This is a genomic window from Burkholderia sp. MS389 (assembly GCF_016899425.1).
GTDB lineage: Bacteria > Pseudomonadota > Gammaproteobacteria > Burkholderiales > Burkholderiaceae > Burkholderia > Burkholderia sola.
In genome coordinates this window covers 211,831-233,100 of record NZ_CP045994.1, presented here as the reverse complement: position 1 = coordinate 233,100, position 21,270 = coordinate 211,831, and the positions used below count along the sequence as shown (strand labels likewise).

Annotated in this window: 17 protein-coding genes, 1 tRNA gene, 2 pseudogenes and 2 riboswitches; of the genes and pseudogenes, 12 read left to right on the top strand and 8 right to left on the bottom strand. The window is 68.8% G+C overall.

Annotated features, from left to right (window positions below; all coding sequences use genetic code 11):
* Positions 1-57: 57 nt before the first annotated feature.
* Complete coding sequence (locus tag GJG85_RS01040) at positions 58-543, bottom strand: hypothetical protein (protein WP_050015937.1); 486 nt, start codon at positions 541-543, stop codon at positions 58-60.
* Between the two features lie 436 nt (positions 544-979).
* On the opposite strand from GJG85_RS01040, the pseudogene GJG85_RS01035 reads away from it, so the two are divergent.
* A pseudogene (locus tag GJG85_RS01035) lies at positions 980-1,213 on the top strand (tyrosine-type recombinase/integrase); the annotation flags it as partial.
* Positions 1,214-1,267: 54 nt separating this feature from the next.
* Here the strand turns inward: GJG85_RS01035 and GJG85_RS01030 are convergent.
* A tRNA-Arg gene (locus GJG85_RS01030) sits at positions 1,268-1,343 on the bottom strand.
* 251 nt (positions 1,344-1,594) lie between these two features.
* Here GJG85_RS01030 and GJG85_RS01025 point away from each other — a divergent pair.
* Positions 1,595-2,482 (top strand): c-type cytochrome, encoded by an 888-nt coding sequence (locus tag GJG85_RS01025; protein WP_089488035.1) that lies wholly within the window; start codon positions 1,595-1,597, stop codon positions 2,480-2,482.
* 110 nt (positions 2,483-2,592) lie between these two features.
* Here the strand turns inward: GJG85_RS01025 and GJG85_RS01020 are convergent, their stop codons facing one another.
* Positions 2,593-4,680: a UvrD-helicase domain-containing protein gene (locus tag GJG85_RS01020; RefSeq protein ID WP_089488034.1), complete on the bottom strand. Its 2,088-nt coding sequence runs from the start codon at positions 4,678-4,680 to the stop codon at positions 2,593-2,595.
* Between the two features lie 309 nt (positions 4,681-4,989).
* Here GJG85_RS01020 and GJG85_RS01015 point away from each other — a divergent pair, with 309 nt between their 5' ends.
* From GJG85_RS01015 to GJG85_RS00980, 8 genes are all read left to right on the top strand, one after another.
* Positions 4,990-5,697 (top strand): SGNH/GDSL hydrolase family protein, encoded by a 708-nt coding sequence (locus GJG85_RS01015; protein ID WP_050015910.1) that lies wholly within the window; start codon positions 4,990-4,992, stop codon positions 5,695-5,697.
* Positions 5,698-5,991: 294 nt separating this feature from the next.
* Positions 5,992-7,044, top strand: coding sequence for an oxidoreductase (locus GJG85_RS01010; protein WP_050015908.1), 1,053 nt, complete (start codon positions 5,992-5,994; stop codon positions 7,042-7,044).
* A gap of 209 nt (positions 7,045-7,253) precedes the next feature.
* Positions 7,254-7,619 carry a hypothetical protein gene (locus tag GJG85_RS01005; protein WP_050015906.1) on the top strand — a complete coding sequence of 122 codons (366 nt, stop codon included), beginning with the start codon at positions 7,254-7,256 and terminating at the stop codon, positions 7,617-7,619.
* Positions 7,620-7,733: 114 nt separating this feature from the next.
* Positions 7,734-7,837: riboswitch (glycine riboswitch) on the top strand.
* Positions 7,838-7,868: 31 nt separating this feature from the next.
* A riboswitch (glycine riboswitch) is annotated at positions 7,869-8,002 on the top strand.
* Positions 8,003-8,085: 83 nt separating this feature from the next.
* Positions 8,086-9,204, top strand: a complete 1,119-nt coding sequence (gene gcvT / locus GJG85_RS01000) for a glycine cleavage system aminomethyltransferase GcvT (protein WP_050015904.1) — start codon at positions 8,086-8,088, stop codon at positions 9,202-9,204.
* 122 nt (positions 9,205-9,326) lie between these two features.
* Complete coding sequence (gene gcvH / locus GJG85_RS00995) at positions 9,327-9,707, top strand: glycine cleavage system protein GcvH (protein ID WP_124594428.1); 381 nt, start codon at positions 9,327-9,329, stop codon at positions 9,705-9,707.
* Between the two features lie 61 nt (positions 9,708-9,768).
* Positions 9,769-12,696, top strand: a complete 2,928-nt coding sequence (gene gcvP / locus GJG85_RS00990) for an aminomethyl-transferring glycine dehydrogenase (RefSeq protein ID WP_204383543.1) — start codon at positions 9,769-9,771, stop codon at positions 12,694-12,696.
* A 153-nt stretch (positions 12,697-12,849) separates the two neighbouring features.
* Complete coding sequence (locus GJG85_RS00985; RefSeq protein ID WP_050015898.1) at positions 12,850-13,986, top strand: alginate lyase family protein; 1,137 nt, start codon at positions 12,850-12,852, stop codon at positions 13,984-13,986.
* 30 nt (positions 13,987-14,016) lie between these two features.
* Positions 14,017-15,405 carry an L-serine ammonia-lyase gene (locus GJG85_RS00980; protein WP_050015896.1) on the top strand — a complete coding sequence of 463 codons (1,389 nt, stop codon included), beginning with the start codon at positions 14,017-14,019 and terminating at the stop codon, positions 15,403-15,405.
* A 59-nt stretch (positions 15,406-15,464) separates the two neighbouring features.
* On the opposite strand, the gene GJG85_RS00975 is transcribed toward GJG85_RS00980, so the two are convergent.
* From GJG85_RS00975 to GJG85_RS00965, 3 genes and pseudogenes are all read right to left on the bottom strand, one after another.
* The gene (locus GJG85_RS00975) at positions 15,465-15,704 is read right to left on the bottom strand and encodes an AbrB family transcriptional regulator (RefSeq protein WP_050015894.1); all 240 of its coding nucleotides are present in this window, start codon (positions 15,702-15,704) and stop codon (positions 15,465-15,467) included.
* A 96-nt stretch (positions 15,705-15,800) separates the two neighbouring features.
* Positions 15,801-16,085, bottom strand: coding sequence for a type II toxin-antitoxin system mRNA interferase toxin, RelE/StbE family (locus GJG85_RS00970; RefSeq protein ID WP_050015893.1), 285 nt, complete (start codon positions 16,083-16,085; stop codon positions 15,801-15,803).
* Positions 16,082-16,351 (bottom strand): annotated as a pseudogene (locus GJG85_RS00965) (hypothetical protein); the annotation flags it as partial. The gene GJG85_RS00970 and the pseudogene GJG85_RS00965, both read right to left, overlap by 4 nt.
* 203 nt (positions 16,352-16,554) lie before the next feature.
* Between GJG85_RS00965 and GJG85_RS00960 the strand changes: the two are divergent.
* The gene (locus GJG85_RS00960) at positions 16,555-18,258 is read left to right on the top strand and encodes a thiamine pyrophosphate-binding protein (protein ID WP_050015891.1); all 1,704 of its coding nucleotides are present in this window, start codon (positions 16,555-16,557) and stop codon (positions 18,256-18,258) included.
* A complete protein-coding gene (locus GJG85_RS00955; RefSeq protein WP_050015890.1) occupies positions 18,255-19,352 on the top strand; it encodes an ADP-heptose--LPS heptosyltransferase in 1,098 nt (365 codons plus the stop codon). The genes GJG85_RS00960 and GJG85_RS00955 overlap by 4 nt, the downstream gene beginning before the upstream one ends.
* Positions 19,353-19,463: 111 nt before the next feature.
* Here the strand turns inward: GJG85_RS00955 and GJG85_RS00950 are convergent, their stop codons facing one another.
* Together GJG85_RS00950 and GJG85_RS00945 are read right to left on the bottom strand one after the other, a co-directional pair.
* Positions 19,464-20,480 carry a helix-turn-helix domain-containing protein gene (locus GJG85_RS00950; protein ID WP_089488032.1) on the bottom strand — a complete coding sequence of 339 codons (1,017 nt, stop codon included), beginning with the start codon at positions 20,478-20,480 and terminating at the stop codon, positions 19,464-19,466.
* A 224-nt stretch (positions 20,481-20,704) separates the two neighbouring features.
* Positions 20,705-21,253 carry a hypothetical protein gene (locus GJG85_RS00945; protein ID WP_204383541.1) on the bottom strand — a complete coding sequence of 183 codons (549 nt, stop codon included), beginning with the start codon at positions 21,251-21,253 and terminating at the stop codon, positions 20,705-20,707.
* Positions 21,254-21,270: the final 17 nt, after the last annotated feature.

Here is a 21,270-nt window from a genome sequence, read left to right as displayed (position 1 = left end):
ATGTGATGCGATGGCAATGTCGGCCGGAACGGCGACGACCGCGGCCCGAAAAATCAATTACGCGTATTGGGGCGCTTTGGCGGCTAACGCATCCAGCACCTTGGTGACTCTCCAGTGCTGCGCCTGAGTCCCGTTATAGGCAAACGCCCAAATGACGTTGTTGCCTTGCAAACTGTCGAAGTGGTCGTCGATCACGAGATTCGGATTTGCCACCGACGTGATATATCCCGGGCGCATAGTCAGGCTCCACCGCTGAGATACCGCACCGGTAAATTTACGCACGACGAGCGGTGTCTCGGCAGCAACCTTTCCGTCCTTAAAATCGATCGCCAATTGCTCCGCTGGAGAGTCAGGACTGGTGAAATCGAGAATGAAGAACCCTGGGCTGGCACGAAAATGCCACACGTTTAGTACATCCTGTTCGGTCAGATAGCGTAGTGCCAACGGCGAGTTGGGACCTACAAAGCCGCCCTGGCCAGAATCGGGCACAACGCCGATGCAGCGGCTCCGATCCGCGGCGAATTCAATGATCACGTCACTCATGATATTTTCCTTAAGATAATTGAGAAAATAATCGGCCTCGTCCTTCTTAAAATCCCCTTGAATTGCAAGGCCAGAGCGCCCCGCGATCCAAAGGTATCGGCAAGCTACCCTTATCGGTTCTCACCTGGATATAAAATAGACAAATGGCCTCTCGAGCTCAATTACACTTGATTACACATGGACGAAAATCGAGATCGATTGAATATTCGATGCCGACGAGTTTGGACTACATGTTGCGACCGGTGACTTGCCTGTTGTTCTTCAGCAAATGCCCGTCTGCTGCCCGCCGCAGGACGCACGCTCGCCGCAGTCGGTCGGCCGGCGAGAACCGTCCGTTCCTCATCACTGACGTGCAGGCCGCAATCGGCCGCGCCGGCACGAAGGGCACGCTCGCGCGTTCGCTCGACGCGATCGCGGCGCAGACGCGACCGAAACCTGGCGAAAGACGTCGAAGCGTGCACGTATCAGTGACTTCCGCCGGCACAACCTGCGCGGCACCTGGGCAAGCTGGCACGTGCGACGCGGCACGCCGCTGCAAGTGCTGAAGGGACCGGGCGGATGGGAGACGATGGAAATGGTGCAGCGGTACGCCCACCTGTCAGCCGATCATCTGGCGCACAGCGTCGCGCCGCTCACGGCCGAGCCCGCGCCGATTCCGGCTGCAATCTAGCTGCAACGGTACTGCACGACGAAGGAAGGAAACCGCTGAGAGCCTGACTAGGCTTGGCGCGCCCGGCTGGGATCGAACCAGCAACCCCTGCCTTCGGAGGGCAGTACTCTATCCATTGAGCTACGGGCGCGTGAGACAGTGAAGCGACCCCATATACAGGCCGCCCACGATTGGCAAGACGGCAAGGATACCCGGTTTCCCAAGACGCGTCCACCTCGCCCGCCGAATCGCCGCCGGACGGCCCTGCGTGCGGGTAAACACGCGCCATCGCGCCGCTCGCCGTGATGTAAACGTTCCGTCTATAATCGTCCGTGCTTCATTGGACTGCCATTTTGCCGTTGCACCGCGCTCACAATTCCTATTCATGGAGACGAGGCAAGCATGAGCGAAGCACCCCACGAATCTCCCGTCAAAACCCCCGGGCAGCTGATTGCCGTCATCATCGCGTCGTTCGCGATTCCGATCGTCCTGATCGTCCTGTTCGCCAATTACGCGAACCATGCATTCCGCTCCGGCGCCGGCACCGACGCGCTATCCGACCAGCAGGTCGCCGCCCGTATCGCGCCGATCGCGAAGGTCGACGTGAAGGACGCCAACGCGCCCCGCACGTACAAGACCGGCGAGGAAGTCTACAAGGCCGTCTGCGTGACCTGCCACGGCACCGGCGCCGCCGGCGCGCCGAAGTTCGGCAACAAGGACGACTGGGCGCCGCGCATCTCGCAAGGCTTCGACACGCTGCTGAAGACGGCCCTCGCGGGCAAGGGCGCGATGCCGGCGCGCGGCGGCACGAGCCCCGACGACGTCAGCGACTATGAAATCGCCCGCGCGATCGTCTACATGGCCAACAACGACGGCGCGAACTTCCCCGAACCGGCCGCGCCGGCCGCCAACGCCGCGCAGCCCGCCAGCGGCGCCCCCGCGTCGGGCGCCGACGCATCGAACGCGCAGGCCGCCGCGGCCATGGCCGCGATCGCCGCGATCCCGAAGGCCGGCGAAAAGCCCGCGGCCGCCCCGGCGGGCGCCGATGCAGCAATGGCCGGCAAGGCGCTGTACGCGTCGACCTGCCAGGCCTGCCATGCAGCCGGCGTGCTCGGCGCACCGAAGTTCGGCAACAAGGCAGACTGGGCGCCGCGCCTGAAGGAATCGATGGATACGGTCTACAACTACGCGCTGCACGGCAAGGGCGCGATGCCGCCGAAGGGCGGGTCGAACGCGTCGGATGCCGACGTGAAGGCGGCCGTCGACTACATGGTCAACGCGGCGAAGTAACGCGCCCGTACGGCCATCCGTAAAAAACCCCCGCGACGCCTTTGCATCGCGGGGGTTTCGTTTTGGTGTCGCCGGTTCATCGCGCCGTGACTAAGGCAGCGCCGCACCCATCACTTCTGCAGCAACGCCTTCAGGCTCGCAAGCCGGTCCTTCGGCGACATCGGCGCTTCTTCCGGCGTCGGCGGCGGCGCTTCGTCGAGCCCCATCTCCGGGATGAAGCGCGACGGTTCGCACACGACCGTCTCGCGCGCCCGCTTGCGCTTCTTGCACCAGTTCAGGTGCAGGCTGCGCTGCGCGCGGGTGATCGCGACGTACATCAGCCGGCGCTCCTCCTCGATCCGTTCGTTGTCGATCGGGCCGTCGTCGTCGCTGCCGCCTCGGTGCGGCATGATGCCTTCCTCGACGCCGACCAGGAACACGTGCGGATACTCGAGCCCCTTCGACGCATGGACGGTCGACAGCCGCACGGCGTCCGGGTCTTCATCCTTGCCTTCGAGCATCGACATCAGCGCGACGGTCTGGATCAGGCCGAGCAGGTTCTTGCCCGTATCGGCGAGGCCGTCCGCGTTGTGGAAACCTTCGGCCTCGCCGTCGACGGCCTCCGTCTCGGGCTTGGTGCCCTTGCGCTTCAGCCATTCGAGGAATTCGAGCACGTTCTGCCACTTCGACTGCGCCTGCCGCTCGTCGAACGCGTCGTACAGGTACGCCTCGTAGTGGATCGCCTCCATCATGTCGTCGAGCACGACGGTCGCGGGCTCCTTGTCCGCGCGCTCGGTCAGGCGCTGGATGAAGTCGCAGAACATCCGCAGCGGCTCGACCTGGCGCGCCGACAGCCGCGCCTCGATCCCGCCCATGTACACGGCCTCGAACAGCGACACCTTCGCCTGCCCCGCGAACGAGCCGAGCGCCTCGAGCGTCGTGTTGCCGATGCCGCGGCGCGGCGTGGTGACGGCGCGGATGAACGCGGGATCGTCGTCGGCGTTCGCGATCAGCCGCAGGTACGCGCACAGATCCTTGATCTCGGCCTTGTCGAAGAACGACTGGCCGCCCGACAGCACGTACGGGATCCGCTCGCGCCGCAGCACCTGTTCGAAGATGCGTGCCTGGAAGTTGCCGCGATACAGGATCGCGTAGTCGCGGAACTGCGCGCGCCGCTCGAACTTGTGCGCGGACAGCCGGAACACGACCGATTCGGCCTCGTGCTCCTCGTCGTTGCACGCCGTGACGGTGATCGAGTCGCCCATCCCGTGCTCGGACCACAGCTTCTTCTCGAACAGCTTCGGGTTGTTCGCGATCACGTTGTTCGCGGCGGTCAGGATCCGCACCGTCGACCGGTAGTTCTGCTCGAGCTTGATCACGTGCAGCTTCGGGAAATCCTTGCCGAGCTGCGCGAGGTTCTCGAGCGTCGCGCCGCGCCAGCCGTAGATCGCCTGGTCGTCGTCGCCGACCGCCGTGAACGCGGCGCGCGGGCCCGCGAGCTGCTTCAGCAGCTCGTACTGGCACGCATTGGTGTCCTGGTACTCGTCGATCAGCAGATAGCGCAGCTTGTTCTGCCAGCGGTCGCGCACCGGCTCGTTCTTCGCGAACAGCTCGGCCGGCAGGCGGATCAGGTCGTCGAAGTCGACCGCCTGGTACGCGTGCAGCGTCGCCACGTAGTTGCGGTAGACCAGCGCGGCCTGGTGCTCGTCCTCGTTGGCCGCGGTCGCCATCGCCTCGTCGGGCATGATCAGGCCGTTCTTCCACAGCGAGATGATGCTCTGGATCTTGCGGATCAGCCCCTTGTCGGTCGTGCCGAGCTGCTCCTGGATCATCCCGAAGCAGTCGTCCGAATCCATGATCGAGAACTGCGGCTTCAGCCCGACGTGCTCGGCCTCCTGGCGCAGGATCTGCACGCCCAGCGAGTGGAACGTGCAGACGGTGAGCTGGTTGACGGGCACCTTGCGGCCTTCCTTGCCGGGCGTGGTGAGCGTCTTGCCTTCCAGCAGCTTCGACACGCGCTCGCGCATTTCGGCGGCCGCCTTGTTCGTGAACGTGACGGCGGCGATATGGCGCGGCTCGAAGCCTTTCGCTTCGATCAGGTGCGCGATCTTCTGCGTGATCACGCGAGTCTTGCCGCTGCCCGCGCCGGCGAGCACGAGACAGGGACCGTCGAGATAGCGCACCGCTTCATTCTGAGCGGGATTCAGGCCTGCGGACATGATGGCGGATGGTGTTGCTGGTTGACGGCGGAGGGCCGGGAGGATGCCGTGCGCGACAGGCTGGGGAAGCAGGCGGACACGCAGGCAGGACGCGCATGTTAACACGTCGGCGGCACGTATTTCGGGCGCGCGGCCGGACGGGCGCGGGCAGGCTTGCCGGGCGGGCGCCCCCTGTCCGTCCGGCGGGGTCGTGCCTGTCCGCTCGGCCAATCTGGCCCCGTCCGCGCCGGGATCGGACACAATATGTACTCCCCGGCGCCGTCCGCGCCGGCCCGCTTCAATTTGCCTGAACCGTCACCGGATCGACTCATGGGATACCCGTTCGCCACCGCCGCCCTCGGCCCGCTGCTGTTCGTGCAGGGGCGCTACGTGCGCCGCGTCACGCCGCGGCTGCCCGAGGCGGCCGGCCCGCGCGACGGCGTGGCCGGCGACGGCCCGCCGCTGCGCGTGCTGGTGGTCGGCGATTCGGCAGCCGCGGGCGTCGGCGTCGCGACGCAGCACGATGCGCTCGCAGGGCAACTGGCGAACGCGCTGGCGGCCACGCACCGCGTGCGCTGGAAACTGCTCGCGCGCACCGGCCTGACCACGCGGGAGCTGGTCGACTGGCTCGCCGCCGAGCCGGCCGAGCCGTTCGACGTGGCCGTCACGTCGCTGGGCGTCAACGACGTGACGGGCGGCGTGCCGCCCGCACGCTGGCTCGCGCAGCAGGCCGAGCTGGTCCGGCTGCTCGCCACGCGCTTCCAGGTCGGGCACGCGATCCTGTCGGCGGTGCCGCCGATGGAGCGCTTCCCGGCGCTGCCGCAACCGCTCGCGTGGTATCTCGGCCTGCGCGCGAGGCGGCTCAACGCGGTGCTCGCAGGCTGGGCCGGCACGCAGCCGGACTGCACGTTCCTCCGGGTCGATTTGCCGCTCGAACGTCACCTGATGGCCGCCGACGGCTTCCATCCCGGCGCATCGGCGTGCGCGGTATGGGCCGCGCAGGTCGCGGCCGCCGTGCGGCAGCGGGTGGGCGCATGACGCGGCACGCTACGGGCAGGTTGGCCGCCACGGCTCGCCGCGCGGCGCGCGCCATGTCACGCCACGCCGAGAGCCGCGAACCGAGCAGAGCCGAGCCGAAAGCCGGGCAGTCGCGCTGCCCGGCACCCGATCTCGCGCAAAATGCCGGCATTCCTTGCGCAGTTGCCGCATCACATCGCGCGTTTCGCCCGACGCGCCTATGCAGGCGGCGGCGCCATGCCAAAATAGCCGGTCGTCTCCGCGCCACCGCTCCGGCGCGCCATCCTTTAGTTTCCTTCGCAGCCAGGAATTGCCATGTCGTCATTGCTCAGGATTGGTTTGATGGGTTTCGGTTTCGCCGGCGCGACGTTCCACGCGCCCGTGATCGCCACGAGCGGCCGCACTGAAGTCGCCGCGATCGCGACGGGTCAGTCCGATCGCGCGCACGCCGCGTATCCGGGCGCGCGCATCGTCCCCGACCTCGACACGCTGCTCGGCCTCGACGATATCGAATGCGTGGTGATCGCCACGCCGAACGACACGCACTTCACGCTCGCACGCCAGGTGCTCGAAGCGGGCCGCCACGTCGTCGTCGACAAGCCGGTCACGCTCACCGCCGACGAGGCGCTCGCGCTCGCACGGCTCGCGAACGCGCGCAGCCGGCTGTTCGCGCCGTTCCACAACCGCCGCTGGGACGGCGATTTCCTCACCGTGCGTCGCGTCGTCGAATCGGGCGAGTTGGGCCGCCTCACCTACTTCGCGTCGCACTTCGACCGCTTCCGGCCGACGCCGCGCCCGCGCTGGCGCGAGGAGCCGACCCGCGGCGGCGGCCTGCTGCTCGACCTCGGCCCGCACCTGATCGATCAGGCGCTCGCGCTGTTCGGCACGCCGGAAACGGTGAGCGCCACCGTCAAGACGCGCCGCGACAACGGCACGGCGCCCGATTTCGTGCACCTGCTGCTCGGCTATCCGGACAAGGACGTCGCGCTGCATGCAAGCGCGCTGTCGGCGATCGAACCCGCGCGCTTCACGCTGCACGGCACGCGCGGCAGCTATCAGAAATTCGGGCTCGACACGCAGGAAGACCAGCTCAAGGCCGGCCTCACCGCCGACGACGTCGAATTCGGCGGCGGCAACCCGCCCGGCCTGCTGCGCGTGCTCGACGGCGACCTCGAAGTCGAACGTCCGGTGCCGACGCTCGACGGCCAGTACGCGGAGTTCTACCGCGCGCTCGCCGCGTCGATCCGCGACGGCGCGCCGTTCCCGGTCACAGCGCAGGACGCGGTCGACGTGATGACGATCATCGAGCTCGCCGCGCAGAGCGAACACGACGGCCGCCGGGTGCCGTTCGTGCGCCGTACCGTCTGATGGCCGCCGGCCGGGTCGGTGCCGGCCCGGCCGCCCACCGCGCCACGCCGCCACGCGTCGGCGTCGGCGCTGCGTCTGCCGCCACACCGCCCCGTCGGCCCGGCCCCCAACATTCCGTTACAAATGGTGCGGGAACGAAAGTCAGCGGTCGTCCGGTCTGACGCGTTTCTCAAAATGTCGATTCGACACTTATCCGTCAGGAGAATGTGATGCAACGGTTGATTCGCGCAGCGGCATGCTGCGTCCTGGTTTCCTCGCTCGCGGCGTGTGTCGTGCAACCGCAGCGGCCGGTCCGGCAGGCGCCTCCGCCGCCGCGACCGAATCCGCAGGTCGTCGCGAACGACCGCATGCAGGAGGTCCAGGGCCGGATCGACAATCTGCATCGCCGGATCGACGCGCGCGTGAACGGCGGCTACTACCCGCCGCCGTACGGCGCGCAGTTGCACCACCGCCTCGACGTGATCCGCCAGGAAGCGAACGACATGTCGGCCCAGCACAACGGCGGCCTGTCCGGCGACGAGCAGCGGGTGCTGAACCAGGAACTCGACACGGCCGCACGCGCGATCGGCGAGTGACGCGCCGGCGCCCGCCGGAGCGGAGAAAAGCGGCGGCGCCGGCCGCCGCCGCTTGTCGCGAAGCGACATTCTTTTGCTCAAATTGACAATGCCGACCCGCTCGCGTACAGTCGCCCGCACGCGTCGGGAGAGCGTGTGACCGGGTCGTTCCGACACCGGTTGCGCCGCCGAAGGGGCACACCCGCAAACTCTCAGGCAAAAGGACCGACCGCGTCGGGGAACCGCGTCCGCGCACTGCGCGCACGACACTCCCCGCACTCTGGAGAGCGGCAGTAGCCCGCAGCGCATTGGCTGCGCGGGCAAGCTGCCCACCGAAGGGGCGCGCGTTCGCCGGGCTTGGCCCGCAGCGCAATCTCTCAGGTATCGAGGACAGAGGGGCATGTACCGGATCGCTCGAGGCCATCGGCCGCGGCGATCGGCACATGGCCGTTCTGATCCGCGCGCAAGCGCCTTGCCTGAGGCCTCGATGACTGCACTGAATCACACCCCGCTCAACGCCGCGCACCGCGCGCTCAATGCCCGCATGGTCGACTTCGGCGGCTGGGACATGCCCGTCAACTACGGCTCGCAGATCGAAGAACACGCGGCCGTGCGCACCGACGCCGGCATGTTCGACGTGTCGCACATGTGCGTCGTCGATTTCACCGGCAGCCGCGTGCGCGCATTCTTCGAGCACGCGATCGCGAACCACGTCGGCAAGCTCAAGACGCCCGGCAAGGCGCTCTACTCGTGCCTGCTCAACCCGCAGGGCGGCGTCATCGACGACCTGATCGTCTACTACTTCACCGAAGAATTCTTCCGCGTGGTCGTCAACGCCGGCACCGCCGAGAAAGACATCGCGTGGTTCAACCAGCTGAACGAGCAAGGCGGCTACGGCCTGACGATCGCGCCGCGCCGCGATTTCGCGATCGTCGCCGTGCAGGGTCCGAACGCCCGCGAAAAGGTCTGGGCGACAGTGCCCGCCGCGCGCGCCGCCACCAGCGAGCTCAAGCCGTTCAACGCCGCGCAGGTCGCCGGCACGCCGTTCGGCGATCTCACCGTCGCGCGCACCGGCTACACCGGCGAAGACGGCTTCGAAGTGATCGTCCCGGCCGTGCACGTCGTCGCGCTGTGGGATGCGCTGCAGCAAAACGGCGTGCGGCCGTGCGGGCTCGGCGCGCGCGACACGCTGCGCCTCGAGGCCGGCATGAACCTGTACGGCCAGGACATGGACGACACCGTCTCCCCGCTCGACGCGGGCCTCGCGTGGACGGTCGACCTCACCGCGCCGCGCGACTTCGTCGGCCGCGCCGCCCTGGAAGCCAACGGCACGCGCGCCGCGTTCGTCGGCCTGATCCTGCAAAAGGAAAACGGCAAGGCGGGCGGCGTGCTGCGCGCGCACCAGAAGGTCGTCACGCCGCACGGCGAAGGCGAGATCACGAGCGGCACGTTCTCGCCGTCGATGCAGGAATCGATCGCGTTCGCGCGCGTGCCGACGGCCGTCCAGATCGGCGACATCGTCCAGGTGCAAATTCGAGACAAGAATCTTCCCGCGCGCGTGGTAAAACTGCCGTTCGTGCGCAACGGCAAGGTCCTCGCTGCGTAACGACCGGGAGGCGGCCGGGCCGCCTCCCGGCCAGCCGGGAGATGGCGCCCGGCGCAACCCCATCCGGCGCACCATGGCGGCGCGCCAGCAAAACGAACACACCTTTTATCCAGGAGCATCCGATGAGCAACGTCCCGGCCGATCTGAAGTACACCGACGAACACGAGTGGATCCGCACCGAGGCGGACGGCACGCTGACGGTCGGCATCACCGATCACGCGCAGAGCACGCTCGGCGACATCGTCTTCCTCGAGCTGCCCGAAGTCGGCAAGTCGGTGAGCGCGGGCGACGCCGTCGGCGTCGTCGAATCGGTGAAGGCGGCATCCGACATCTACTCGCCGGTGTCCGGCGAGATCGTCGCCGTCAACGAAGCCGCCACCGATGCGCCGGAAGAAGTGAACGGCGACGCATACGGCGTGTGGCTGTTCAAGATCAAGCTCGCGGACGGCGCATCGACCGACAAGCTGATCGACGCCGACGCGTACAGCAAGCTGATCGACTAATTTTCCTTACCCGAACCGCGTGCGGCCGGGCAGCCGGCCCGCGCGGGACCAGAGTCACGCCATGAAGCTCGAACACCCGGACCGCCTGATGAACCGCACGCCCCTCTCGCTCGCCGCGCTCGAAACGCACGACGCGTTCGCCGAACGCCACATCGGCCCCGACGCCGCCAGCCAGCAGGCCATGCTCGACACGCTCGGCTTCGCGTCGCGCGCCGCGCTGATCGACGCCGTGATCCCGGCCTCGATCCGTCGCGCCGAAACGCTGCCGCTCGGCCCGTTCGCGCAGCCGAAGAGCGAGGCCGAAGCGCTCGCCGCGCTGCGTGCGCTCGCGGACAAGAACCAGGTGTTCCGCTCGTATATCGGCCAGGGCTACCACGACACGCATACGCCGGCCGTGATCCTGCGCAACGTGCTCGAAAACCCGGCGTGGTACACGGCCTACACGCCGTACCAGCCCGAAATTTCCCAGGGCCGCCTCGAGGCGCTCCTGAACTTCCAGCAGATGGTCGCCGACCTGACGGGTCTCGCGATCTCGAACGCATCGCTGCTCGACGAAGCCACCGCCGCGGCCGAAGCGATGACGCTGCTGCAGCGCACCGGCAAGCCGAAGTCGAACGTGTTCTACGTCGCCGACGACGTGCTGCCGCAAACCGTCGAAGTGATCCGCACGCGCGCGCTGCCGATCGGCATCGACGTGAAGACGGGCCCGGCCGCCGAAGCAGCTCAAGCGAACGCATTCGGCGTGCTGCTGCAGTACCCGGGCATGAACGGCGACGTGCGCGACTACCGCGCGCTCACCGAAGCGATCCACGCGGCCGGCGGCCACGTGGTCGTCGCGGCCGACCTGCTCGCGCTGACCGTGCTGACGCCGCCCGGCGAATGGGGCGCGGACGTCGCGATCGGCAACACGCAGCGCTTCGGCGTGCCGATGGGCTTCGGCGGTCCGCACGCCGCCTACATGGCCGTGCGCGACGAATTCAAGCGCCAGATGCCGGGCCGCCTCGTCGGCGTGACGGTCGACGCGCAGGGCAAGCCCGCGCTGCGCCTCGCGCTGCAGACGCGCGAACAGCACATCCGCCGCGAGAAGGCGACGTCGAACGTGTGTACCGCGCAGGCGCTGCTCGCGATCATGGCCAGCATGTACGCGGTCTACCACGGCCCGCACGGCCTGAAGACGATCGCGCTGCGCGTGAACCGCATCGCGGCGCTGTTCGCCGCCGGCGTGAAGCAGCTCGGCTTCGCGACCGTCAACGACACGTTCTTCGACACAGTGACGATCGACACCGGCGCGCGCACCGCGCAGATTCACGCATTCGCGAACGCGAAGCGCATCAACCTGCGCCGCGTGAGCGACACGCAAGTCGGCGTATCGGTCGACGAAACGACGACGCGCGACGACCTCGCCGATCTCCTCGACGTGTTCGCGCAGGCCGCGGGCGGCACCGCGCCGGCCGTCGATGCGCTGGACGCGGGCCTCGGCGGCGTCGCCGCGCTGCCGGCCGGCCTCGAGCGCACGAGCGCGTACCTGACGCACCCCGTGTTCAACCGCCACCATTCCGAAACCGAAATGCTGCGCTACCTGCGCAGCCTGTCGGACAAGGATCTCGCGCTCGACCGCTCGATGATCCCGCTCGGCTCGTGCACGATGAAGCTGAACGCGACGTCGGAAATGCTGCCCGTCACGTGGCCCGAGTTCGGCGGCATCCATCCGTTCGCGCCGGCCGAGCAGACCGTCGGCTACCGCGAGATGATCGACCAGCTCGAACAGATGCTCGTCGCGGCCACCGGCTACGCGGCCGTGTCGCTGCAACCGAACGCAGGCTCGCAGGGCGAGTACGCGGGCCTGTTGATCATCCACGCGTACCACGCATCGCGCGGCGAAGGCCATCGCGACGTGTGCCTGATCCCGGCATCCGCGCACGGCACGAACCCGGCGTCCGCGCACATGGCCGGCATGAAGGTCGTGGTCGTCGCGTGCGACGCGCAGGGCAACGTCGACATCGCCGACCTGAAGGCGAAGGCCGAGCAGCATTCGGCGAACCTCGCGGCGATCATGATCACGTATCCGTCGACGCACGGCGTGTTCGAGCAGAACGTCCGCGAGATCTGCGAGATCGTCCACGCGCACGGCGGCCAGGTGTACGTCGACGGCGCGAACATGAACGCGATGGTCGGCCTGACCGCGCCCGGCCAGTTCGGCGGCGACGTGTCGCACCTGAACCTGCACAAGACCTTCTGCATCCCGCACGGCGGCGGCGGCCCGGGCGTCGGCCCGGTCGCGGTCGGCGCGCACCTCGCGCAGTTCCTGCCGAACCAGCGCTCGACCGGCTACGCCCGCGCGGAAGACGGCATCGGCGCGGTGTCGGCCGCGCCGTACGGCTCGGCGTCGATCCTGCCGATCTCGTGGATGTACATCGCGATGATGGGCGCGAAGAACCTGACCGCCGCGACCGAAACCGCGATCCTCAACGCGAACTACATCGCGAAGCGCCTCGCGCCGCACTATCCGGTGCTGTATTCGGGCCCGGGCGGGCTGGTCGCGCACGAGTGCATTCTCGACCTGCGTCCGATCAAGGAAACGAGCGGCATCAGCGTCGACGACGTCGCGAAACGCCTGATGGACTACGGCTTCCACGCGCCGACGATGAGCTTCCCGGTGCCGGGCACGCTGATGGTCGAGCCGACCGAATCGGAATCGCAGGAAGAACTCGACCGCTTCATCGCCGCGATGATCGCGATCCGCGAAGAAATCCGCGCGGTCGAGGAAGGCCGCGCCGATCGCGAGGACAACCCGCTGCGCCACGCGCCGCACACGGCGGCCGTCGTCACCGCGAACGAATGGCCGCACGCGTACTCGCGCGAGCAGGCCGCGTACCCGGTCGCGTCGCTCGGCACGAACAAGTACTGGCCGCCGGTCGGCCGCGCGGACAACGCGTACGGCGACCGCAACCTGTTCTGCTCGTGCGTGCCGATGTCGGATTACGCATAACGCCCGCCTCGCGCCGGAGCGTCCGACCGTGACCCCACCGCACGCAGCCACCGGTTGCGTGCGGTTTTACGTTCGCCGCCCGACCAACCGTTTCACGCTTACCCGCCAATCCGGCTAACATCACACGCGATCCAGCCAATGAAGGAGTTCCGCATGGTGCGTCCGATGTTTCCGGGCCAGGGTGCAACGGCGCGGCGGCCGCGCGCAGGCCGCAACGTGCCGATGCTCGTCGCATCGCTGTCGCTTGCCGCCGCCGGCCTCGGCGTGTCCGGCAATGCGCTCGCCGCGATGAATTTCTGCGCGGCGCCGGCGCTGCAGTCGAGCGAGACGACGCACGCCGAGCCGGGCGTGCAGGCGCTGATTCGCAGCGTCGACGCGCGCATCGGCGAGCAGCCGAAGGCCATGGCGCGCGTGCACACCGAGGGCACGCTGCCGCATGAAGGCATCTACGACCAGAGCGAAGCCGCGCTCAAGGACATGGACCTGATGCGCGATGCGGCGCTCGCGTGGCGCGTGACGAACGCGCCGCGCTACCTGCAACTCGTCGACCGCTTCCTGTCCGCGTGGGTGTCGACTTACCAGCCGAGCTTCAACCCGATCGACGAGACGCGCTTCGACAGCCTGATCGTCGCGTACGACATGACCGCGAGCGCGCTGCCGGTGAAGACGCGCAACGCGACCGCCGCGTTCATCGCGAAGCTCGGCGCCGGCTACGTCGCGCAGGTCGACGCACAGAAGCGCCCGCTCACCGGCACCTGGCGCAACAACTGGCAGAGCCACCGGATCAAGCTGATCGCGCTGTCCGCGTTCACGCTCGGCGACCGCAAGATGATGAACGCCGCGCAGCGGCTGTTCGTCGAGCATCTCGCCGACAACATCGGCCCGGACGGCAAGACCTGGGATTTCGAGGAACGCGATGCGCTGCATTACGCGGTCTACGATCTACAGCCGCTGGTGACGGCCGCGCTCGCCGCGCGACGCTTCAACCGCAACTGGCTGCGCGAGCGCGGCGCGAACGGCGCGACGCTCGCGGCCGCGCTCGACTGGCTCGTGCCGTACGCGCTCGGCGAGAAAACCCACGAGGAATTCGTGAATTCGCCGGTGCCGTTCGACGCGAAGCGCCGCGAGGCCGGCTTGCCGGGTTACACGGGGCAGTGGGACCCGAAAAACGCCACCGAACTCTTTCATCTGGCCGCGCGGCTCGACGGGCGCTATGCCCGCGTCGCGCAGCAGCTTTCCCCAACGCCGCCCGCATGGCTCGCCGCGTGCCTGCCATTGCAGGCGCGCTAGCACCATTCTTACAGCAAGGCAGGTATCGAAATGGCAGTCAGCGTGTTTGACCTCTTCAAGATCGGCATCGGCCCGTCCAGTTCGCACACGGTCGGACCGATGCGCGCGGCGCTGATGTTCGTCCAGGGCCTCGAGCGTGACGGGCTGCTCGCCGCGACGGCCCATGTGAAGGTCGAGCTGTACGGCTCGCTGGGCGCCACCGGCAAGGGCCACGGCACCGACCGCGGCGTGATGCTCGGCCTGCTCGGCGACGCGCCCGACACCGTCGATCCCGACACGATCGACGCGCGGCTCGAAGACGTCCGCAAGACGAAGCAACTCGCGCTGCTCGGCACGCACCCGGTGCCGTTCGTGCTGAAGGAGAACATCGCGTTCTACCGCCAGGCGCTGCCCGAACATCCGAACGGGATGAAGCTGCGCGCGAGCGACGCGAACGGCGCGGTGCTGGTCGAGCGTACCTATCTGTCGGTCGGCGGCGGCTTCGTCGTGACGGCCGGCGCACCGAACACCAAGGTGCTGAGCGCGGCCGAGCAGATGACGCACCCGTTCCGCACCGGCGCGGAGCTGCTCGCGCTGACCGCGTCGACCGGCAAGTCGATCGCGCAGCTGATGTGGGAAAACGAGCGCGCGTGGCACACCGACGAAGAAACGCGCGACGGGCTGCTGAAGATCTGGGCCGTGATGCAGTCGTGCGTGTCGCGAGGCTGCGGGATCGGCAATCCCGACGCCGACGGCAACCTGCCCGGCCCGTTCCAGGTCAAGCGCCGCGCGCCGCAGCTGTACCGCACGCTGACGGGCAGCCCGGAGCGCGCGCTCCAGGACCCGCTGTCGATGATCGACTGGATCAACCTGTACGCGATCGCGGTCAACGAGGAAAACGCGGCCGGCGGCCGCGTCGTCACCGCGCCGACCAACGGCGCGGCCGGCATCATCCCCGCCGTGCTGCACTACTACACGCGCTTCACGCCCGGCGCGAACGAACAGGGCGTAATCGACTTCCTGCTGACGGCCGCCGCGATCGGCATCCTCTACAAGCTCAACGCATCGATTTCGGGCGCGGAAGTGGGCTGCCAGGGTGAAGTCGGGGTGGCCTGCTCGATGGCGGCCGGCGCGCTCGCGGCCGTGCTCGGCGGCACGCCGCAGCAGGTCGAGAACGCGGCCGAGATCGGGATGGAACACAACCTCGGCCTGACCTGCGACCCGGTCGGCGGGATGGTGCAGATCCCGTGCATCGAGCGCAACGCGATGGCGTCGGTAAAGGCCGTCAACGCGGCGCGCATGGCGCTGCGCGGCGACGGCTCGCACTACGTGTCGCTCGACTCCGTGATCAAGACGATGCGCGAGACGGGCGCCGACATGAAGACCAAGTACAAGGAAACGTCGCGCGGCGGGCTGGCGGTGAATATCGTCGAGTGCTGATGTCCGACCCGGCGGTCATGGAGGACGCTCCGCGTCTCGCATGACCGTCGGGTGCACAATCACCCATCCTTGCGTTCGGCCTGCTCCTGGTTGCCATGCCCTTCGGCCATGAAATTCGGCCCGAATTTCGCGAACTTCTCGAGCACGTGGGTCAAGGGCCGTCGCGCCGGCCGAATACGGATCTCATCGCCGACGCGCTTGATTTCCAGCGCGATATCGCTGCGTTCATAGGCGAGGTCGGCAGGAATTTGCACGGCCTGCGCGTTGATGTACGCCCAGTCGTGCGCATGGTCATCCATCCGACATCGATTCGAAAACACCCGCCGCCCCGGCCGTCTTTTCCGTTCCGGACTTGGCCCGCCGCACCCGGTGAATCAGCCGGTGCAAATATCGCGTCACGACCACTGCCGCCGCGCATGCAGCACGCGAAGAATCTCCACGATGCCCTCGGCCGGCCGGATGCGATAGACGAGCACATAGTTCGGCGCGATCACCAGGTCGCGCGTGCCGGCCACCCGCCCTTGCCGATACAACTCCGCATAGGCCGGTAACGCCGCCGCCCTTTCTTCCAGCAGTTCGTCGAGTTCGAGCGCGGCCAGCGGATCGTCTTCACCGATGTATTCCATGATCGCGGCGCGATCCTCGTACGCCTTCGGATGCCACTGCAACGCGAGGGTCAAGCAGCATCCCCGCGCTTGCCTGCAAGCCGCTCACGCAGCGCCGCACGGCGCGATGCGAAGTCGGCGCTGACTTCGGCGTCCGGAATCGACGCACGCGGGTCATCCAGCGCCTGCTGCACCTGCTCGCGAAACCAGCGATCGTGAGCCACCGCCTGGTGTGCCGCCTTCAACGCCGCCGCACGATCGGGTCGGGTCGCCCGCCCGACCGCATCCGGATCGAATGCCGACGCGTCCACATCGAACCGGCTGATGCCAATGTCGCGCAGATCGAGACAAGCGTCAGCCCGCCATCCATAGCGCTCACTTTCCGCCGTCACCCGAGCGCGCACAAGCTGGCCGGATGGCCAACCGAAGCCCGCACGCAACCCCCGACCAGCCCCGCGTTCCGACACTTTTCAGCGGCCGTCGTACCGGCCCGCAGCCAACCGGCGTAAGCTGTACGTCCCGCTACCCAGGGAGACGGCAGCCCATGTCGCATTCCAAGGACCTCGAGTCGCGCGCCACCACCGGTGCACGACTGCTCGTCGATGCGTTGCTCGCCAATCACGTCGAACGCGTGTTCTGCGTGCCGGGCGAGAGCTTCCTCGCCGTGCTCGATGCGCTCGCGGACGACACCGCCCGCATCCAGACGGTCGTCTGCCGCCACGAGGCGGCCGCCGCGAACATGGCCGAAGCGGTCGGCAAGCTGACCGGCCGCCCCGGCATCGCGTTCGTCACGCGCGGGCCCGGCGCGACCCATGCGTCGATCGGCGTGCACACCGCGTTCCAGGATTCGACGCCGATGATCCTGTTCGTCGGCCAGTGCGCACGCGAACACCTCGACCGCGAAGCGTTCCAGGAAATCGACTACCGCCGGATGTTCGGCCAGATGGCCAAATGGGTCGCGCAGATCGACGATCCGCGCCGCATCCCCGAATACCTGAGCCATGCGTTCCACGTCGCGACGTCCGGCCGGCCCGGCCCGGTCGTGCTCGCGCTGCCGGAGGACGTGCTGTCCGACGCGTGCGCGCCGCAGCCCGTCGTGCCGGCCGCGAAACGCGTCGCGGCCGCGCCGTCGGTCGCGCAGATCGACGAGTTGCGCGAGCGGCTCGCGCGCGCGGAACGGCCATTCGCGATCGTCGGCGGCAGCGGCTGGACGCCCGACGCGTGCGCGAACCTGCGCACCTTCGTCGAACGCTGGCAATTGCCGGTCGCGTGCGCGTTCCGCTTCCAGGACACGATCGACAACGCGCACCCGAACTACGCGGGCGACGTCGGGCTCGGGATCAACCCCGCGCTCGCGAAACGCATCCGCGACGCCGACCTGCTGCTCGTGATCGGGCCGCGCCTCGGCGAAGCGACGACCGGTGGCTACACGCTGCTCGACATCCCGAAAACGCGCCAGACGCTGATCCACGTGCATCAGGGCGCGGACGAGCTCGGCCGCGTATACGCCGCCGACCTGCCGATCGTGTCGGGCATGCCCGAGATCGCCGCGCCGCTGGCCGCGCTCGAACCGCCCGAGCGGCCTGCCTGGGCCGGCGCGGCCGCCGATGCGCACCGCGCGTACCGCGAATGGCATGCGCCGCTGCCGATGCCCGGCGACGTGCAGCTCGGCGACGTGATGGTGCAGTTGCGCGAACGCCTGCCGCACGACGCGATCCTGACCAACGGCGCAGGCAACTATGCGATCTGGCTGCATCGCCACTTCGCGTACCGGCACTTCCGTTCGCAGCTCGCGCCGACGAGCGGCGCGATGGGCTACGGGCTGCCGGCCGCGCTCGCCGCGAAGTCGCTGTATCCGCAGCGCGCCGTCGTCGCGCTCGCCGGCGACGGCTGCTTCATGATGGCCGGCAACGAGCTCGCGACCGCGATGCAGTACGGGCTGAACATCGTCGCGATCGTCGTCAACAACGGCCATTTCGGCACGATCCGCATGCATCAGGAGCGCAACTACCCGGGTCGCGTGCACGGCACGGGGCTCACGAATCCGGATTTCGCCGCCTATGCGCGTGCGTTCGGCGCGCACGGCGAGACGGTCGAGCGCACCGCCGATTTCGCGCCCGCGCTCGAACGCGCGCTGACCTGCGGGCTGCCCGCGGTGATCGAGATCCGCATCCCGCAGGACGCCAGCACGCCGGCCGCGACGCTCGAGCAGATCCGGGAGCAGGGCCGCCGCGCGCGCGGCGCATGACGACGGTGAACATGCACGCCGCGCCGCCCGTCGCCGCGCTGTCGCACGACGACGCGCTGGCCTGCCCCGGCACGCTGCTCGCGCCCGACCGCACGCTCGTCGCGCCGTACGACCTCGAATACGGCGACGTGCGCGCCGAAGGCTACGTGGCGGCCGCGCCGGCGCTCGGCCTGCTGCACGCCGCGCACCGGCCGTTCCGGCTCGATTACGGCGCTACGCGGCACGTGCACGTGATCAACGGGATGGGTGTCGCGCTCGGCGATTCGGTGATCGGGCTGACGGCCGTCGCCGCGCTGCGTGCGGCCCATGCGGGCCTGCGCTTCACGCTGTACCGGCCGGCGCGCGCGCCGCGCTACGTCGATGCGCTGTATGCGCTCGCGGCCGACGTCGTCGCGCCGTCGCGCGCATTGCCGTGCCCGGCCGAAGCGCTGCCCGCCGACGCGCACTGCATCGATGTCGGCAATCACCTGTATTGGCCCGCGTTCGCGCGGCTGCCGATGATCGATTTCTTCCTCGACGCGCTCGGCGTCGATCCGGCTGCCGTGCCGGCTGCCGCAAAGCGCAACCGCTGGCTCGCGCGGCTATCGCTGCCCGCGCTGCCGGCCGAATGGCTGCGGCCGTACGTGCTGTTCTGCCCGAATGCGAGCACCGCGGTGCGCAGCGTGCCGCCCGCGCTGCGCGTCGCGTTCGTGGAACGGCTCGCGCAGCGTTACGGGCTGCCGGTGGTGGGATTCGGCCCGATCGCGCATCCCGCTTACGTGGATGTGAGCCGCGACGCGACCGACACCGCGCGCTTCATCGCGTGGGTCAAGGGCGCAAGCCTGCTGTTCGCGCCGGACACGGCGGCCGTGCATCTCGCCGACGGTTTCGACGTGCCGACGATCGCGTGCTTCACGACGATCGGGCCGGTGCTGCGCGTGCGCGACTATCCGTATTGCGTACCGGTCATGCTCGACGTACCGGCCGAATTGCACGGGCTGCATCGCAGCGAGCGGCCGGACGATCTGGCGTCGGTCGAAGCCGCGTACCGCGCGATCGACTGGGACGCGCTGGCGTGGCCCGCCCCGCGCGACGGGACAGCGTCGGCCATCTGAGCGAAGCCGGCGCGGCGGCGAGCGGAAGGGGCGAACCGGCCGCAGCGCGCGCCCGGCGCCAGCACCGCCGTGAGCGCGCCGCCGGCCGCCCGGCTCACCATACCGGCACGTTCACGCGCGATCGCGCAGCGTCTCCGACGGCCGCTTGCCGAACAGGCGTCGGTAATCGGTCGCGAACTGGCTCAGATGCCAGAAGCCCCACGCCTCCGCGACGTCCTGCACCGAGCCGGCCGCGCGCCCGCACAGGTCGCGCCGCGCGCCGTTCAGCCGCAGCGTGCGCAGGTAGGTCGCGGGCGCCATTCCCAGCACGTCCTGGAAGCAGTACTGCAGCGTGCGCCGACTCACGTGCAACTGCTCGCACAGCTCGGGCACGCCGACCGGCCGCGTGCGATGCGCGAGCACGTAGTCGCGCGCCTGGTCGACGATCCAGCGGCGCGTCGACGGCGCGGCGCCGCTGCCGTCGTCGGCCGGTTGCGCGCACGCATCGAACAGCGCGGCCAGCACTTCGGCCTGCAGGTCGTCGCGCTGCGCATCGGGCAGCGGGCCGGCCATCGCCACCGCGCCGTCGAGCCGGCGCCCGAGCAGCGCGCACAGCCGCGCGAGCCGCGCGTCGCCGACCTGCATCACGCGCTGCGTGAACAACCGCTCGTCGAGCGCGCGGTGCTCGACTTCCTCCGCGTAGCGGCGCAGCACGTCGCCGCGCACGACGACGCCGTAGATCGAGAACTGCGCGGGCGTCACGAGTTCGAATTCGACGTTGCCGGGCCGGAACGCGAGCGCGCCCGGGCCGATGCGGCATGCATCGACGCGCGCCGAGCCGTCGCACACGAGCGGGATGCCGAACCAGTACGCGTCGCCGCGCACTTCGCACGCCTGGCGCAGCAGGTGGCTGGTCGATTCGCGAAACAGCTTCATCGTGTCGAGCGGCAGCTCGGTCAGCGTGCCGACGAAGCGGCCGGCCGCGAGCTGGTCGTAGGTTTGCCGCCAGCCGATCAGGTTGCGCGCCTGCTCGTCCGCATCGTGCGCGACGCTGACGACGGCCTGCCCGGCGAACGCGTCGTCGCCTTGCGCGCTGCGCCGCGTGTCCTCGGCGGTCGGTTCTTCCGTATACGCCACGTGTTGGTCCATCGTGTCCTCCCTCACCTGCGCGGAACCCTGCGTATCACGCAAGTCCCGTGCCGAACCGCACGGCCCGGCGAGCAAGCCGCCATTCCACGCTGTCCGGCCGATGCTCGCCATGCGGGCGCACCCGAAGGCGGCATGCCGCGCACGCCGCCGGTGCGATCCGCGCGGCGACCGCGCATGCGCGCCGCCGCCCGCGCCCGCGCCCGCGCCCGGCCACCGGCTACCGGCTACCGGGCCGGCTTCAGCCGCACGACCCGTGTGCCGCAATTGCCGTATGCCTGCGCGATCGCCAGTTCGACGATCGCGCTGTCCGCCGCCCACGGCGCCGCGTCCGCTTCCGGCAAATCGGCGCGCAGCGTGGCGCGACCGTTGATCCGGTAGCGCAGGCCGCGCACGACATCGACGAACAGCAATCCGACGCCCCGGCCGTCGCAGGCGGCCGCGTCGATCCGGCCGCCATCGCCGTCAGGCGCGGCCGGCAACGCGAACCGCAGCGTCTTGGTATCGATCACGCGCACCACCGGCAGCAGGTCGCCGTTCGCGTCGCGCCGGCTCTGCACGATGTCGCAGGTCATCGATTCGCCGACGCCGGAGGCCATGCCGACGAACATGAACGGCTGCGATTCGACGAACTGCCGTACGCCGACGCTCAGCCGCGTGGTCACGACGTCGCTCATCCGCTCGGCTTCGTCGGCGACGCCGAAGCGGTGTTGCGCGTCGAGTTCGCCCGGATGGAATACCGGGTGACGTGGAAAGGATCGGGGCAGGTCTGCCATGCTGGTTGTCGTCGCAC

Bases quoted from the DNA above. Each gene is read 5' to 3' on its own strand.
- GJG85_RS01040 (WP_050015937.1), bottom strand. From the start codon at position 543: ATGAGTGACGTGATCATTGAATTCGCCGCGGATCGGAGCCGCTGCATC.
- GJG85_RS01025 (WP_089488035.1), top strand. From the start codon at position 1,595: ATGAGCGAAGCACCCCACGAATCTCCCGTCAAAACCCCCGGGCAGCTG.
- GJG85_RS01020 (WP_089488034.1), bottom strand. From the start codon at position 4,680: ATGTCCGCAGGCCTGAATCCCGCTCAGAATGAAGCGGTGCGCTATCTC.
- GJG85_RS01015 (WP_050015910.1), top strand. From the start codon at position 4,990: ATGGGATACCCGTTCGCCACCGCCGCCCTCGGCCCGCTGCTGTTCGTG.
- GJG85_RS01010 (WP_050015908.1), top strand. From the start codon at position 5,992: ATGTCGTCATTGCTCAGGATTGGTTTGATGGGTTTCGGTTTCGCCGGC.
- GJG85_RS01005 (WP_050015906.1), top strand. From the start codon at position 7,254: ATGCAACGGTTGATTCGCGCAGCGGCATGCTGCGTCCTGGTTTCCTCG.
- gcvT (WP_050015904.1), top strand. From the start codon at position 8,086: ATGACTGCACTGAATCACACCCCGCTCAACGCCGCGCACCGCGCGCTC.
- gcvH (WP_124594428.1), top strand. From the start codon at position 9,327: ATGAGCAACGTCCCGGCCGATCTGAAGTACACCGACGAACACGAGTGG.
- gcvP (WP_204383543.1), top strand. From the start codon at position 9,769: ATGAAGCTCGAACACCCGGACCGCCTGATGAACCGCACGCCCCTCTCG.
- GJG85_RS00985 (WP_050015898.1), top strand. From the start codon at position 12,850: ATGGTGCGTCCGATGTTTCCGGGCCAGGGTGCAACGGCGCGGCGGCCG.
- GJG85_RS00980 (WP_050015896.1), top strand. From the start codon at position 14,017: ATGGCAGTCAGCGTGTTTGACCTCTTCAAGATCGGCATCGGCCCGTCC.
- GJG85_RS00975 (WP_050015894.1), bottom strand. From the start codon at position 15,704: ATGGATGACCATGCGCACGACTGGGCGTACATCAACGCGCAGGCCGTG.
- GJG85_RS00960 (WP_050015891.1), top strand. From the start codon at position 16,555: ATGTCGCATTCCAAGGACCTCGAGTCGCGCGCCACCACCGGTGCACGA.
- GJG85_RS00955 (WP_050015890.1), top strand. From the start codon at position 18,255: ATGACGACGGTGAACATGCACGCCGCGCCGCCCGTCGCCGCGCTGTCG.
- GJG85_RS00950 (WP_089488032.1), bottom strand. From the start codon at position 20,480: ATGGACCAACACGTGGCGTATACGGAAGAACCGACCGCCGAGGACACG.
- GJG85_RS00945 (WP_204383541.1), bottom strand. From the start codon at position 21,253: ATGGCAGACCTGCCCCGATCCTTTCCACGTCACCCGGTATTCCATCCG.